The sequence below is a fragment of the Embleya scabrispora DSM 41855 genome (assembly GCF_000372745.1).
Lineage (GTDB): Bacteria > Actinomycetota > Actinomycetes > Streptomycetales > Streptomycetaceae > Embleya > Embleya scabrispora.
Genome location: NZ_KB889669.1, coordinates 12,652 through 26,384, shown reverse-complemented (window position 1 = coordinate 26,384; position 13,733 = coordinate 12,652). Strand labels below are relative to the sequence as shown.

Genomic DNA, 13,733 nt, shown 5'->3' with positions numbered 1-13,733 from the left:
ACCTACCCGACTTCAGGGAGCAAGAACGATGTGCGGTGCGAAGGCCGGCGGCCCGGATCTGGCAGGAGTTGACGTGGCGAAGGAAACCATCATCCAGGGGGCGGTGACCAAGGGCGGGCAGCCGATCAACGGCTACGTGCGCCTGCTCGACGCGGGCGGCGATTTCACCGCCGAGGTGCCCACGTCCGCGACCGGTCAGTTCCGGTTCTTCGCGGCGCCGGGCAACTGGACCGTGCGGGCGCTCGTCCCCGGCGCGACCGTGGACCGCAGCGTGGTGGTGTCCGAGAAGGGCACCGTCGCCGAGGTCGAGATCGCGGTCTGACCCCGACGGGGGCGGGTCTCCTTCGGACGTACACCCTCGGACCCCGCGACCCGATCGGCGGCAAAACGGCCCCACCCCTCCCCACGTGCTCGGGGGAGGGGTGGGGTCGTTGCCGGTGTGTGCCCCGGGTCGCAGGGGCAGAAAGGTTTCCGTATCTTCGGTGGATCTGCCGGGGGCAGATCTTTCGGGGTGTGGGGACACCGGAAGCAGCGCGCGACGCCGGGAGGCAACACGTGGCATGGATGATCGTGATCATCGCGGGAATCCTGGAGACCGGCTTCGCCATCATGCTCAAACAGAGCCACGGATTCACCCGGTTGTGGCCCACGATCGGCTTCGCCGTGTGTGCGCTGGGCAGCTTCGGGCTGCTCACCTACGCGCTCAAGTCGCTGGAGGTCGGCCCCGCGTACGCGGTGTGGACCGGAATCGGCGCGGCGGGCACCGCGCTGGTGGGCATCTGGCTCCTGAACGAGGGCTCGTCGCCGCTCAAGCTGATCTCGATCGGCCTGGTCCTGCTCGGCGTGATCGGCCTGAACATCTCCGGGATCAGCCACTGATCCCGGGCCCGCGCGGGCGGGTGGTCAGTACACCAGCGCCTGGGCGTCGTCCGCGAGCGCTTCCTGGACGAACACCTGGGCACCGGCGATCCGGATTCCGGGCAGTACGTCGTCACCGGTGATCTCCCGGCGCGCCGCGCACTGCGTGCACAGGGTCACCCGGCCGCCCGCGATCAGCGCGTCGAGCAGGTCCGGCAGCGGCGCGGCGTGCGGCAGCTCGAACTCGGCGGCGCGCCCGGGCAGCGCGAACCAGGACGACTCGCCGGTGAGCCACAGCGACACGTCCACACCCGACGCGAGCGCCACCGACGCCACCGTGAATGCCTGGGAGCAGCGCTCCGGCGCGTCCTGACCTGCGGTGACCTTGACCACGAGAGATCGCTTCACGGCCCGCAGCCTATACACTGAGGCCGTTTGGCACCCGGCCAGGTCGACCTGGCCCACCCGTACGAAGCACGAGGAGCACCCTGGCGATGCACATCTTCTTCATTGCGCTGCTGGCCGTGGTCGGCGTCCTCGTCGCGTGGTTCGCCGCGCTGACCGTGTCCAAGCTGTACAAGGGCCAGAACTGACGCCGAGCCCGGTAGGCTGACCCGCCGTACCCGACCCGGAAGCGGCCGCCCCACCATGATCGAAATCCCGGACGACCTGCACTTCGACGCCGTCCCGCTCGCGTTCCTGCTCGGCACCTGGGAAGGCGCCGGTGTCGGCGACTACCCGACCATCGAGGCGTTCCGCTTCGGCCAGCAGGTCACCTTCGGCTACATCGCGAACAAGCCGTTCCTCACCTATACCTCGCGCACCTGGCTCCTGGACGACGCGGGCGAGCGGGTGCGTCCGCTGGCCACCGAGACCGGTTTCTGGCGCTCGAAGCTGGACGGCTCGGTCGACGTGACGCTCGCTCACCCCACCGGGATCGTGGAGATCTGGCTCGGCAAGGTGGACGGCCCGCGGCTGGAGATGCGCACCGACGTGGTCGCGCGCACCGAGGACGCGAAGGAGTACACCGCCGGTCACCGGCTGTACGGCCTGGTCAAGGGCGAGTTGATGTACGCGTACGACATGGCCGCGATGGGTCACCCGCTCCAAGCCCACGTCTCCGCCCAACTCAAGCGCGTCGACGCGGACCTCGCGGCCGAATAGCGCCGGACCGCGCCGGACCGAACGCGACCGCGTCGAGTGACCCCGGGGACCGGTCCGCCCTCGTAAACTTCCGTTCGTGAGCACTGACTGGAAGCACGAACTTCGGGAGAAGGGCTACCGGCTCACGCCGCAACGCCAACTCGTCCTCGAAGCGGTGAACACCCTGGGCCACGCGACGCCGGACGAGATCCTGGTCGAGGTGCACAAGACCGCCGGCGGGATCAACATCTCGACCGTCTACCGCACCCTCGAACTGCTCGAACAGCTCGACCTGGTCACCCACACCCACCTGGGCCACGGTGCGCCGACCTACCACCCGGCCGACGTCGGCGGCCATCTGCACCTGGTCTGCCGGGACTGCCGGCGGGTGATCGAGGTGGGCACCGAGGTCGCCGCCGCGATGGGCGAGCGGCTGCGCGCCGAGCACGGTTTCGACATCGACCTCGCGCACTTTGCGATCTTCGGCCGCTGCGCCGAGTGCACCGCCGCCCGGCTTCGCTGAGGCAGCGGCAGCGGTGTCGGCCGAGCCGGTCTCGTACTGTGGGGACATGTCCACGAGCCCTTTGTTGTCCCTGCCCGGCGCGGTCGCCGCGGAAGCCCCCGACGCCGGCGTCGCCGCGCACTACGGCGACCCCCTGCGTGAACAACGTCGGCTGGAAGCGGGCGAGGGCTTCGTCGACCTCTCGCACCACGACGTGATCAAGGTGAGCGGTCCGGACCGGCTGAGCTGGCTGCACTCGCTGACCACGCAACACCTGACCGGGCTGAAGCCGCACGAGGCGACGCTGACCCTCGTGCTGAGCCCGCACGGGCACATCGAGCACGCGCTGTACGGGGTGGACGACGGCGAGGCGTTCTGGGCCCACCTGGAGCCCGGTGAGGCGCCGGCCCTGGTCGAGTTCCTGGACCGGATGCGCTTCATGCTGCGGGTGGAGGTCGCGGACGTGTCCGCCGACTTCGCGATCGTGCACGAAGCGGGCACGGGCGGCGACACCCCCGAGGACGTGCTGGTGCGCGAGACCGCGTACGGGCGCGAGTTGTTCCTGCCGCGCGAGCGGCTCGAGCGGTACGGGCGAGAGCACGCGCACCCGGCGGGCATGTGGGCCTACGAGGCGCTGCGGATCGCGGCGTACCGGCCTCGACTGGGCCTGGAGACCGATCACCGCACGATCGTGCACGAGCTGGGCCTGATCGACACCGCGGTGCACCTGGACAAGGGCTGCTACCGGGGCCAGGAGACGGTCGCGCGCGTACACAACCTGGGTCGACCGCCGCGCCGGCTGGTCTTCCTGCACCTGGACGGCACCCCGGAGGCGCTGCCCGAGCACGGGGCACCGGTCGAACTCGCGGGTCGTCAGGTCGGCTTTGTCACCAGCTCGGTGCGCCACCACGAACTCGGCCCGATCGCGCTGGCGCTGATCAAGCGCAACACCGCGGTGGACGCCGAACTCTTGGCCGGCGGTGTGCCGGCGACCCAGGAGGTCGTGGTTCCCGCGTGAGTTCGGGGCCCGCGCGCGGGCTCTTCGACCCGGCCCCGGCCTCGACCTAGCGGATCTCGCGGCGGCGGATGCGGTGCAGACGCCGCCGCTGCGAGCGGTCCAGGGCGAAGTAGGCGACGACCGGCAGGCCGATCGCGACCGCCACGATGGTCCAGGCGATCCACGAGGGCAGCACGATCAGCGCGATGATTGCGATGACGATCCCGGCCGCGATGTACGGCCCGCGGTGCGACATGGTCCAACCCCTTCGGTCGGTGTACCCGACGCCCATTCTCCTTCCCCGTTCCGCCGCGGAACATGGGGAGAACCCCCGGAACCGGTGAATCCCGGGCGGGATCTCGCATCCGCCCCCGGTTCACATGTCCACGACGAGGGTCATCGGGCCGTCGTTGACGAGCGCGACCTTCATGTCGGCACCGAAGACGCCGGTGGCCACCTCGGCACCGAGCGCGCGCAGCGCCGCGACGACCTCGGCCACCAGGGGTTCGGCGACCGGGCCCGGCGCGGCCTCGTTCCAGGTCGGCCGACGACCCTTGCGGGCGTCGCCGTACAGGGTGAACTGGCTGATCACCAGCAGCGGCGCGGACAGGTCCGAGCAGGATTTCTCGCCGTCCAAGACGCGCAGGCTCCACAACTTGGCGGCCAGTCGGCGGGCGATCTCGGGAGTGTCGGTGTGCGTCACGCCGACCAGGACGCACAGGCCCGGGCCCACGATCGAGCCGACCACCTCCCCCTCGACGGTCACGGATGCTTCGGTCACGACCTGCAGGACGGCACGCATGGGCCCATTCTGCACACCCGTCCGGACCGATTCCGCGCCATGTGGCACGCGGTGGTCTGCCCGACATGACACGATGCGTCTCATGGTGGATCTTCCCGACGGAGTGGCCCCGGAGGCCATCCGCGCACTCACGCTGAGTCGGGTTCGCGAACTGATGCGCGACGCCCAGCGCGAGGAGAACGATCTGTCCTATCTGCGGAGGCTGCTCCAGGGGCGGATCGACATCCTGCGCGCCGAACTGGCCCGGCGAGCCGGCCGGGACGGCGCCGAGCCGACCTCGCCGGTGGTGGGCCGGCTGCCCGAGATCCTGTCCGAGTCCAGACCGCCCACCCGCGGCGCGCGGCACGTCAACGTCCAGCCGCCGCGCACCGATCGCTACCGCAGCTGGATCGAGCAACTGCTCGCCGACGTGGGCCTGTCCGACCTGGCCGCGCATACCGACGCGGAGCTGGGCGAGGCGCTGGACAAGCTCGGCGCCCACGAGCAGGAGGTGTCCTCGCGTCGGCATCGCCTCCAGCGCACCGCCGACGATTGTGCCGCCGAGATCACCCGCCGCTACCGCGAGGGCGAGGCGAAGGTGGATGACCTGCTGTCGGGCAGATGACCTGCTGTCGGGTCGGCGACCGCCTCGACGGTACCTGTCCGATCCGATCGCCCCGACCGATTTCACCCGTTCGTCGCCTCTTCGCATACGGCTGCTAGCACTGTGCTTGCAATAGCAAGCATGGTGTGTGCATGCTGGAGCCATGGCTGGTCTGAACGTCGGTTCGCTGGGTGAGTACATCCGGGAGCAGCGCCGCAACGCGCAATATTCGCTTCGGCAACTCGCCGAGGCGGCCGGGGTCTCGAACCCCTATCTGAGCCAGATCGAGCGCGGTCTGCGGCGGCCGAGCGCGGAGATCCTGCAACAGATCGCCAAGGCGCTGCGCATCTCGGCCGAGACGCTGTATGTGCAGGCGGGCATCCTCGACGAACGCGAGGAGGGTGACCGTGAGGTGCGCACCGCGATCATGGCGGATCCGGCGATCAACGACCGCCAGAAGCGGGTCCTCATCGAGATCTACGAGGCATTCCGCAAGGAGAACGCGCAGGACGGCGCCGTGCGCGACGAGCGGGGCGCCGCCGACGGAACCGAGAACGGCAAGGCCGGCCGGGCCGTAACCGACACCTATCTCGAGTAGTTGGGAATGAACACCATGGCTATCGCCACGGAACTGAAGAAGACCCTGACCGACTCCACCCCGCTGTACGCCGTCGCCGGCGCCGGCGACCTGGTGGTGGAGAAGCTGCGGGAGCTGCCCGAGCGCTTCCGGGCCGAGGTCGTCACCGACCCCAAGGTGCTTCGCGAGCGCCTCCAGACGCTCCCCGACCGCACCCAGACCTTCGCCAAGTCCCAGGTGGACAAGGCCAAGGAGCTCTACGAGGACCTCGCCGCACGCGGCGAGAAGCTGGTCAAGCGGGTCGACCGGCAGGAGAGCACCAAGCAGGCCAAGGTGGCCGTGCGGACGACCGAGAGCAAGGCCAAGGCGGCCACGACCGCCACCAAGCGCGGGGCGGCCAATGCCAAGATCCAGGCCAAGGCGGCGGCCACCGCCGCCGGCAAGGCGGCGGACGCGGCGGCCGGCGCCGTCGAACAGGCCGCCCGCAAGGTCGGCGACTCGGGCAACAAGCCGGCCGGCGGCTCGCACGGCTGATCCTCGGCACATCGATCCGTCAGGTGCCGCCTCGGTGACCCCCGAGGCGGCACCTGCGTCGTGCCGGGCGCGGCGGCGCAGGGAAAGTCGCCGGGTGCGGCGCCGGGCATGCCAGACTGGAAGCCCGCACGACGTGGCGGCACGCGGCGGCCGCGCAGAGGAGGATCGATGGAACTGGCCATGGCCGATGGTCTGCTGACGGCCAAGTTCGACCAGGTGCTGACCTGGCTCTTCCTCGGCATTTTGCTGCTCAAGGTGTTCTGCCTGTTCGACGCCGCCTTCCGGCGCGAGGACGCGTACCGCGCGGCGGACAAGAAGAAGAAGTCCTTCTGGCTGATCCTGCTGGGCGTCGCGGTCGTGGTCGACGTGCTGCCCACCGGCCTGGGCCTGATGCTCATGCTCGCCGGCCTGGTCGCGGCGATCGTCTACCTCGTCGACGTGCGGCCCGCGCTCAAGGAGGTCGCCGGCGGCCGCGGAGGCGGTCGCAACATGGGGCCGTACGGCCCCCGGTGAACCGCTTCGCCGCGCTCAGCGGGTGGGCAGCTTGACCACCGAGACGAAGAACTCGTCGATGTGCCGCACCACGTTGATGAACTGCTCGAAGTCCACCGGCTTGGTGACATAGGCGTTCGCGTGCAGGTGGTAGCTGCGCAGCACGTCCTCCTCGGCCTCGGACGTGGTCAGCACCACCACCGGGATCCGGCGCAGATCCTCGTCCGCCTTGATCTCCTCCAGCACCTCCCGGCCGTCCTTGCGCGGCAGGTTGAGGTCCAACAGGATCAGGTCCGGGCGGGGCGCGTCGGCGTACTTGCCCTCGCGCCGCAAAAATGCCACCGCCTCGACGCCGTCGCTGACCACATGCAGGGTGTTGCGCACCTTGTTGTCCTCGAACGCCTCGCGCGTCATCAGGACATCGCCCGGGTCGTCCTCGACCAACAGGACCTCGATGGCTCCCGCGACAGGATGGGTCATGCGTTGCTCCCTCGTACCGCTTCTTCTTCGGCCGGTCCCCGGGACTGCGGCTCGGACGTCTTCGGTTCCCGACCCTGTGCCGACTCCGGCATGTCCGGGGCCGTTGCCCAAGCGCGCGGCTCCGGCAGTGCGGCGGGCGGCGGGCCGGGCAGGGTCCAGCGAATCGTGGTGCCGCCGGTGACCTCGGCGTCCAGCCAGATCCGGCCGCCGTGGTACTCCACGATCTTCTTGCACATCGCCAGGCCGATACCGGTACCGCTGTAGGCGTCCTTGGGGTGCAACCGCTGGAAGATCACGAAGATCCGGTCGGCGTACTGCGGTTCGATCCCGATGCCGTTGTCGGCGCAGGAGAACTCCCACTGCTCGCCGTCCCAGCGAACCCCCAGATGTACGCGCGGGACCTCCTCGGCGTGGAACTTGATCGCGTTGCCGACCAGGTTCTGCACCAACTGGCCCAGCAGCAGCCCGTCGCCGGGCACGGTGGGCAGCGGGTCGGCGGTGATCTGCGCGCCGCCCTCCTCGCGCGCGACGGCCAGCGCGTGCAGCGCGTGCTCCAGGCACTCCCGCATGTCGACGTCGCCCTGCTCGGTGTCCAACCGGCCCACCCGGGAGAACGCGAGCAGATCGTTGATCAGCGTCTGCATGCGCTTGGCGCCGTCCACCGCGAACGCGATGTACTGGTCGGCGCGCTCGTCCAGTTGGCCCTTGTACCGCTTCTCCAGGAGCTGGCAGAAGCTGGCCACCTTGCGCAGCGGCTCCTGCAGGTCGTGCGAGGCCACGTAGGCGAACTGCTCCAACTCGGCGTTGGATCGACGCAGATCCTCGGCCTGCTCGTCGACCAGCGCCCGGGCCGCCTCGGTGCTGTGCAACTCCTCCACGATCCGGTCGCGCATCGAGTTCACGTCGTGGGCGAGCGCGATGATCTCGGCCGGTCCCCGGCCGGTCAGCACCTGGCCGTAACGGCCCTCGGTGACCTGGCGGACCTGCTCGCCCAGGTGCTCCAGCGGGCGGGTGACCATTCGCCGAAACAGCAGCGCTATCAGCAGGACCAGCGCGGCGAACAGTGCGGCCACCGCGATCAGCGTCGCGGTCAACATGGTCGCGTCGCTCGCGAGTTCGTCCCGGGCCTCGGCCCGCTCGCGGCCCAGATCGGCCTGCTGGGCCGCGGTCGCCGCCCGCACCGCGTCGAACAGTTGCTTGCCCTGATCGGGCATCGCGCCCGCGGCGGTGGCCGCCCGGTCGGCGAGCGCGGGTTCCGCGTAGGCCGAGCGCCAGGCTCGCGCCCGGGCGCCGACCTCGGCCAGGTCGGCCCGCAGCCGGGCACCCTTCGCCGAGTCCGGCAACAACCGCTCCAGGCTCGCGTACGCCCGGTCCTCCTCGACCCGGCCCTGCGCATACGGCTCGCGGAAGCTCGGGTCGCCGCTGATGATCCAGCCCCGGACTCCGGTCTCCTGGTCGATCAGCGCGTTCTCCAGCCGCAACGCGGAGTTCGCGGCCGGTTCCAGGCGGTCGAGCACGGTGTGCCGAGAGTCGTTCAGCCGGGATATCGCCAGCGCGCCGACCACCGCGGAAATCACGATCACCAGCGCGAGCAGGCCCAAGCCCAAGGCGACGACCTGGCGCATGCGCGGCCCGCCCTGTCGCTCCCGCGTGCGGTCTTCGCTCACGCCGTATCGTCCTCACCCGTCGTCTGGCCCGGCAGCACCGGATGTTCGCCCTGCACCCCGTACAGCGGGCGCTCCGGGTCGTGCCGCAGCAGCAATACCGCCACGTCGTCGTTGAGACTGCCCCCGTGCAGGTCTTCCACCGCGGCGACCGCCGAATCGATCAGGTCGTAGCCGGAATGGCCGGCCGCCAGCAGCCGGCCGATCAGCGGCAGCAGGCCGTCGGTGCCCAGTCGCTCCGGGCCCGGGCCGATCCGGCCCTCGATCAGCCCGTCGGTGTACAGGAGCAGCGACCAGTCCGTGCCCAGCTCCATCGACTCGTGGCTCCATCGGCCGTCCGGGAACAGGCCCAGCGCCGGGCCGGTGGCGCTCTCGGACAGCGGCGCGATGCCCTTGGGCGTGAGCAGGAGCGGGGCGGGATGGCCCGCGAGGTAGACCCGGCCGCGCCGCCGGTCGGGCTCGATGATGGTCATGCACAACGTGGCGAACATCTCGTCCGAGCGCCGTTCGTGTTCGAAGATCCGCTCCAGCGTGGTGAGCAACTCGCCGCCGGTGAGACCGGCGAAGATCAGCGATCGCCAGGCGATCCGCAGGTTCACCCCCAGCGCGGCCTCGTCCGGGCCGTGGCCGCAGACGTCGCCGATCATCACGTGCACGCGCCCGTCGGCGGTCTGCACCGCGTCGTACAGGTCCCCGCCGAGCAGCGCGCGCTGTCGCCCGGGTCGGTAGCGCGCGCGAAAGTCCAGCGACGGGTCACGCAGGATCGGGGCGGGCAGCAGCCCGCGCTCCAGGCGGGCGTTCTCCTGCGCGCGCAGCTCGGACTCGACCAACCGGCGCTGCGACTCGTCGGCCCGCTTGCGCTCCAGGGCGTAACGGATCGCCCGGGACAACAACGAGCCGTCGATCTCCTGCTTGACCAGGTAGTCCTGGGCGCCGGCGGCCACCGCGGCCGAGCCGCGATGTGCGTCGGACAGGCCGGTGAGCACGATCACCGCCGTCCGCGGCGCGAACAGCAGCAGCCGGTGCAGCCCGTTGAGCCCCTCGGCGTCGGGCAGCCCCAGGTCCAACAGGACACAGCCGATGTCCTCGCCGAGCTTGACCATGGCCTCGGCCATCGACCGGGCCCAGACGATCTCCATCGGATCCGGCGAGTCCGCGAGCAGTTCCTCGACCAGGAAGGCGTCCCCCGCGTCGTCCTCGATGAGCAGGACGCGCAGCGGATACGCGGCGGCCGGGTCCGATGCCGAGGGAGCCGGCACCGGTACCGCGCGGTAGTCGGTCCGTTCGACCGCTCCGCCGTCGCCGCCGTACGCGGGGCGCACGCCACCACCTCCGGAATTGATGTCGCCGCACGAATCGTTGTCGTTCGGCAATCGAAAAAGGACGATAGCGCGGCCTGGTGTGAGGCGGTAACCGAACGAGGCTCGAACCGAGCCCGACCTAATCCCGGCCGCCCGCCCGATGTGCCGCGTCGCGCAGCACCGCGAGGGACCGCACGAGCGAGTCCAGGTCGTCCGCCTCCAGATGTATCAAGATTTTGGCCAGGGCCTGTCGTCGAGCCGATCGCAGCTCCTCCACGAACCCGACCCCGTCGGGCGCCAGCCGCAGCACCACCTCTCGGCGGTCGGTCGCGCTCAGCTCGCGCACCAGCAGGCCGGCATCCTCCAAGCGGTCGCACAACCGGCTCGCCGAGGACGGGATGGCCCGCAGCCGGGCGGCCAACATGTTCAGGTTGATGCCGTCGTGGCCGGCGATCACGAGCAGGGCCCGCAGCTGGGACGGCGACACCCGCCCGCCCAGATCGCCGTGTGCGTGGGCGCGCACCGCGGCCATCCACTCGCACAGTGAGTCCACACGATCGAGCAGCTCCGCGGGCAGGTCCCCTTCTCCTCGGGCCACGGACATCCGACCACTGTGCCGGCCAATCGAGTGGGAGCGCCACGTTCGGGCCGGCAGGCTGATGTCCATGACACCGATAACGCTGGTCCGCGGCGACATCACCGAGCAGCGCGCGGACGTGATCGTGAACGCGGCGAATTCGTCCCTGATGGGCGGCGGAGGGGTCGATGGGGCGATTCACCGCAAGGGTGGCCCGGAAATCCTGGCCGAGTGCCGGGCGCTGCGTGCGGCGAAGCTGGGCCGCGGCCTGAAGACGGGCGCGGCGGTGGCCACGACCGCGGGCCGGCTTCCGGCGCGGTGGGTCGTGCACACGGTGGGGCCGGTGTACAGCCACACCGAGGACCGGTCCGAGCTGTTGGCGTCCTGCTACCGCGAGGCGCTGCGGGTGGCGGACGAGCTCGGCGCGACCTCGGCGGCGTTCCCGGCGATCTCCGCGGGTGCCTATGGCTGGCCGCTGGAGGACGCGGCGCGGATCGCGGTCGAGACCGTGCGGGCGACGCCGTCCGGGTTGGCGCAGGTGTGTTTCGTGCTGTTCGAGGCGCGTGCGTACGTGGCGTTCGAGCAGGCGCTCGCGGCGCTGTAAACCCCGAACACGCGGGTGGGCCGGACCCGAAGGCCCGGCCCACCCGCATGTTCGGATCTCGTCAGGTGCCGGTCGAGGTGGCCTTGGCGCTGCCCGACGCGGAGCCCGATTTCGAGGTGCTCGGCGTGCCGGTGGACGGCGGCGTCGAGGTGGGCGGCTTCGAACTCGGCGGCGGCGTCGTGGGCGGCTCGGTGGTCGGCGGCGGCGTGACCGGCGGAGTGGTCACCGGCGGCGTGACCGGCGGTGTCGTCACCGGCGGGGTGACCGGCGGGGTGACCGGCGGGGTGACCGGTGGCTTGGCCGGCGGCGGGGTCGGGACGTTGGGAATCGCCGGGGCGTTCACCGTGCCCGCACCCGCGTCGGGACGCACCACGCCGAGGATCGGCATCGAGCCGGCGTTGGCCACGGTGATCGTGCGGCCCGGTCGAGGCGCGTGCACGATCTTGCCGTTGCCCAGGTACATGCCGATGTGGCTGGCGTCGGAGTAGTAGACGATCAGGTCGCCCGGGCGCATCTCGGCGACCGGCACGCGCGGCAGCGACGCCCACTGTTCCTGGGAGGTGCGGCGGATCGGCACGCCCGCGAACGCCCACGCCTTCGAGGTCAGGCCGGAGCAGTCGTAACCCACCGGCCCCACGCCGCCCCAGATGTAGGGCTTGCCGATCTTGTCGATCGCGAACGCGATGGCCAACGCGGCCTTGGGGGTGGTCTGTTGGTCCGGCTTGCCGATCAGGGTGTTCAGCTGGGCCTGGCCGGCCTCCGCGGACAGCGCCTCCATCCGGGCCAGTTCGGCGAGCTGCTCGGGAGTCAGGCCCGCCAGTATCTTCTCGGCCTCGGCGATCCGGGTCTGGATGTCGGTCCGGGTGGTGGCGGCCTCCTGCTCGAGCCGACGGCTCTCGGCGAGCTGGGTGTCCGCGCTCTTTTGCATCGCGGTGAGCTGGAGTTCGGCCTGCTTGGCCCGGGTGATGGTGTCCAGTTGCGTCTGCGAGATGTGCTCGTATGCCGGCGCGTCGCGCAAAAAGCCCTGCGGGTTCGAGGACAACATCAGGGTGAGCAGCGGGTCCATCCCGCGGGTGGTGTACTGCAACCGGGCCAGCCGGCCGAGGTCTTCCTTGGCCTTGTCGACGTTCTGCCGGGCCCACACCACGCCCGCGTTCACGTCGTTGACCTTGACCTGCGTGCGGGCGAGCTGTTCGGTGGTGGCGTTGAAGCGCTCGGTGGCCTGCTCGGCCTGGCGGTACAACTCCTGCACCCGGGCCTGGGCGGCCAGCAGGTCCTGCACGGAGGTGATCGCGGTATTCGCCGGCGGTACGGGCGGGACGCCGGGGTCCGCCCACGCGTTGCCGCCGAACAGGACCGCGCACAACAGCGCCGCGCCACAGCTGGTCACAGCCCGGGTTCGCAGGCCGATTCGGCCCCCGAGTTTCACCATGCTTTCGCCCTTTCGGAACTCGATGCTCGCCTGCGACGTACGGGCCGATTCCATCCGACGACGTCGATTCGAACCGGAATCGGTGCTCTCGGACGGCAGTTCCCGAGGACCGACTCAGCGTCGGATCCTTGCATGTTCCGGCGACGATGGGCAGAGGAGAATTCGCGATCGTCCGGTTATCGGAACGGACTAATCATGCTATTCACGGATGACACGCCGAGTTGAACCACGGTCAAGTGAACGTGGTGTGCTCAAGATTTCATGCGCCGTTCCGGATCGGACACGAGTCACCGGAATGTATCAATGACGCCGGCCGATATCTCGGCCCCGCGCGGGGCCACCGCCGACCACGCCACGGTCACCTCGCCCTGCCGCCGACGGGCCGGCCGATCGCATACCGGCCAGTCCCGGGCCAGGGTGTCGGTCGCCGCGAGCCAGCGCTGGCGGGCGCCGAACGCGGCCAGCGGCGCGTGCAGATCCCAGGCCCGGTCGAACGCCGCCAGGAACGCGTGCACCGGCTCGCCCGGCACGTTGCGGTGGATCAATGCCTTCGGCAGCCGCTCGGCCAACTCGGACGGGCGCCCGAAGCCGGCCAATCGGGTGGCGAAGGTGACCGTGCGCGGCCGCGCGTCCGACCCGATGCCCAGCCACACCGCCCGCCGGCCCAACTCGTCGCACGTGCCCTCGACGAGCACCCCGTTCGGGGCCAGCCGCGCGCACATCCGGGCCCAGGCCGCCGGCACCGCGTCCTCGTCGTACTGCCGGAGCACGTTGAACGCCCGAATCGCGGTCGCCGACCGACCGGCCGGCAGCGGCACCTCGAACCCGCCGCGGGCGAAGCTCAGCCCGCCCTCGGCATGGGCAAGCGCCGCGGCGACTCGCTCCGGATCGATCTCGAACCCGACCACCGCGACGTCGGCGCGCACCGTGCGCAGCCGGCGAAGCATTTCCAGCGTGGTCACCGGCGACGCGCCGTAGCCCACGTCGACCACCAGCGGATCGGCCGCGCCGCGCAGCAGTCGCCCGTGCACCCCGGTCAACCACCGGTCCACCCGGCGCAGCCGGTTCGCGTTGGTGGTGCCCCGGGTGATCACCCCGCTGGGTCGCGTCCGGGACGCGGCTCTACCGCCCGCTCCCGGGGTGCCCAATCCCGACATGCCGCGCGTACCCATGCTCGCAGGGTAAGG

Annotated in this window: 19 protein-coding genes; 10 read left to right on the top strand and 9 right to left on the bottom strand. The window is 70.6% G+C overall.

What is annotated here, in order from left to right; translation table 11 throughout:
- Window positions 1-28: 28 nt before the first annotated feature.
- The gene (locus tag A3IC_RS0122210; RefSeq protein WP_020552259.1) at window positions 29-322 is read left to right on the top strand and encodes a DUF1416 domain-containing protein; all 294 of its coding nucleotides are present in this window, start codon (window positions 29-31) and stop codon (window positions 320-322) included.
- A gap of 233 nt (window positions 323-555) precedes the next feature.
- On the top strand, window positions 556-879 hold the full coding sequence (locus A3IC_RS0122205) for a DMT family transporter (RefSeq protein WP_020552258.1): 324 nt from the start codon (window positions 556-558) through the stop codon (window positions 877-879).
- A 24-nt stretch (window positions 880-903) separates the two neighbouring features.
- Here A3IC_RS0122205 and A3IC_RS0122200 read toward each other — a convergent pair whose 3' ends face one another.
- Window positions 904-1,266 carry a DsrE family protein gene (locus A3IC_RS0122200; RefSeq protein WP_020552257.1) on the bottom strand — a complete coding sequence of 121 codons (363 nt, stop codon included), beginning with the start codon at window positions 1,264-1,266 and terminating at the stop codon, window positions 904-906.
- 240 nt (window positions 1,267-1,506) lie between these two features.
- Here A3IC_RS0122200 and A3IC_RS0122190 point away from each other — a divergent pair, with 240 nt between their 5' ends.
- From A3IC_RS0122190 to ygfZ, 3 genes are all read left to right on the top strand, one after another.
- Window positions 1,507-2,022, top strand: coding sequence for a heme-binding beta-barrel domain-containing protein (locus A3IC_RS0122190; protein WP_020552255.1), 516 nt, complete (start codon window positions 1,507-1,509; stop codon window positions 2,020-2,022).
- Window positions 2,023-2,098: 76 nt separating this feature from the next.
- Window positions 2,099-2,524, top strand: coding sequence for a Fur family transcriptional regulator (locus A3IC_RS0122185; RefSeq protein WP_020552254.1), 426 nt, complete (start codon window positions 2,099-2,101; stop codon window positions 2,522-2,524).
- A 46-nt stretch (window positions 2,525-2,570) separates the two neighbouring features.
- A complete protein-coding gene (gene ygfZ, locus A3IC_RS0122180) occupies window positions 2,571-3,521 on the top strand; it encodes a CAF17-like 4Fe-4S cluster assembly/insertion protein YgfZ (protein WP_040877006.1) in 951 nt (316 codons plus the stop codon).
- 46 nt (window positions 3,522-3,567) lie between these two features.
- Here ygfZ and A3IC_RS0122175 read toward each other — a convergent pair whose 3' ends face one another.
- Both A3IC_RS0122175 and dtd read right to left on the bottom strand, forming a co-directional pair.
- Window positions 3,568-3,756 carry a hypothetical protein gene (locus A3IC_RS0122175; protein ID WP_020552252.1) on the bottom strand — a complete coding sequence of 63 codons (189 nt, stop codon included), beginning with the start codon at window positions 3,754-3,756 and terminating at the stop codon, window positions 3,568-3,570.
- Between the two features lie 120 nt (window positions 3,757-3,876).
- Complete coding sequence (gene dtd / locus A3IC_RS0122170; RefSeq protein WP_020552251.1) at window positions 3,877-4,302, bottom strand: D-aminoacyl-tRNA deacylase; 426 nt, start codon at window positions 4,300-4,302, stop codon at window positions 3,877-3,879.
- 82 nt (window positions 4,303-4,384) lie between these two features.
- Here dtd and A3IC_RS0122165 point away from each other — a divergent pair, with 82 nt between their 5' ends.
- The 4 genes from A3IC_RS0122165 to A3IC_RS0122150 all read left to right on the top strand — a co-directional run bounded on the left by A3IC_RS0122165 (window position 4,385) and on the right by A3IC_RS0122150 (window position 6,509).
- On the top strand, window positions 4,385-4,906 hold the full coding sequence (locus A3IC_RS0122165) for an RsiG family protein (RefSeq protein ID WP_020552250.1): 522 nt from the start codon (window positions 4,385-4,387) through the stop codon (window positions 4,904-4,906).
- Between the two features lie 142 nt (window positions 4,907-5,048).
- Complete coding sequence (locus tag A3IC_RS55855; protein WP_020552249.1) at window positions 5,049-5,483, top strand: helix-turn-helix domain-containing protein; 435 nt, start codon at window positions 5,049-5,051, stop codon at window positions 5,481-5,483.
- Window positions 5,484-5,498: 15 nt separating this feature from the next.
- Entirely contained in the window at window positions 5,499-5,996 is a 498-nt protein-coding gene (locus A3IC_RS62515; protein WP_158696054.1) for a hypothetical protein, read from the top strand.
- A gap of 192 nt (window positions 5,997-6,188) precedes the next feature.
- Window positions 6,189-6,509: a DUF2516 family protein gene (locus tag A3IC_RS0122150; protein ID WP_026218579.1), complete on the top strand. Its 321-nt coding sequence runs from the start codon at window positions 6,189-6,191 to the stop codon at window positions 6,507-6,509.
- Window positions 6,510-6,524: 15 nt separating this feature from the next.
- Here the strand turns inward: A3IC_RS0122150 and A3IC_RS0122145 are convergent, their stop codons facing one another.
- The 4 genes from A3IC_RS0122145 to A3IC_RS55845 all read right to left on the bottom strand — a co-directional run bounded on the left by A3IC_RS0122145 (window position 6,525) and on the right by A3IC_RS55845 (window position 10,537).
- A complete protein-coding gene (locus A3IC_RS0122145; RefSeq protein ID WP_020552246.1) occupies window positions 6,525-6,968 on the bottom strand; it encodes a response regulator in 444 nt (147 codons plus the stop codon).
- Window positions 6,965-8,635 carry a sensor histidine kinase gene (locus A3IC_RS0122140; RefSeq protein ID WP_020552245.1) on the bottom strand — a complete coding sequence of 557 codons (1,671 nt, stop codon included), beginning with the start codon at window positions 8,633-8,635 and terminating at the stop codon, window positions 6,965-6,967. Before A3IC_RS0122140 ends, A3IC_RS0122145 begins: the two co-directional genes overlap by 4 nt.
- Window positions 8,632-9,954 (bottom strand): PP2C family protein-serine/threonine phosphatase, encoded by a 1,323-nt coding sequence (locus tag A3IC_RS0122135; RefSeq protein ID WP_106668973.1) that lies wholly within the window; start codon window positions 9,952-9,954, stop codon window positions 8,632-8,634. Before A3IC_RS0122135 ends, A3IC_RS0122140 begins: the two co-directional genes overlap by 4 nt.
- 118 nt (window positions 9,955-10,072) lie before the next feature.
- The gene (locus tag A3IC_RS55845) at window positions 10,073-10,537 is read right to left on the bottom strand and encodes a MarR family winged helix-turn-helix transcriptional regulator (protein ID WP_020552243.1); all 465 of its coding nucleotides are present in this window, start codon (window positions 10,535-10,537) and stop codon (window positions 10,073-10,075) included.
- Window positions 10,538-10,598: 61 nt separating this feature from the next.
- On the opposite strand from A3IC_RS55845, the gene A3IC_RS0122125 reads away from it, so the two are divergent.
- Entirely contained in the window at window positions 10,599-11,114 is a 516-nt protein-coding gene (locus A3IC_RS0122125) for an O-acetyl-ADP-ribose deacetylase (protein ID WP_026218578.1), read from the top strand.
- A 61-nt stretch (window positions 11,115-11,175) separates the two neighbouring features.
- Here A3IC_RS0122125 and A3IC_RS55840 read toward each other — a convergent pair whose 3' ends face one another.
- A complete protein-coding gene (locus A3IC_RS55840) occupies window positions 11,176-12,546 on the bottom strand; it encodes a C40 family peptidase (protein ID WP_158696053.1) in 1,371 nt (456 codons plus the stop codon).
- A 287-nt stretch (window positions 12,547-12,833) separates the two neighbouring features.
- On the bottom strand, window positions 12,834-13,718 hold the full coding sequence (locus tag A3IC_RS55835; RefSeq protein WP_245599374.1) for a class I SAM-dependent methyltransferase: 885 nt from the start codon (window positions 13,716-13,718) through the stop codon (window positions 12,834-12,836).
- Window positions 13,719-13,733 lie beyond the last annotated feature (15 nt).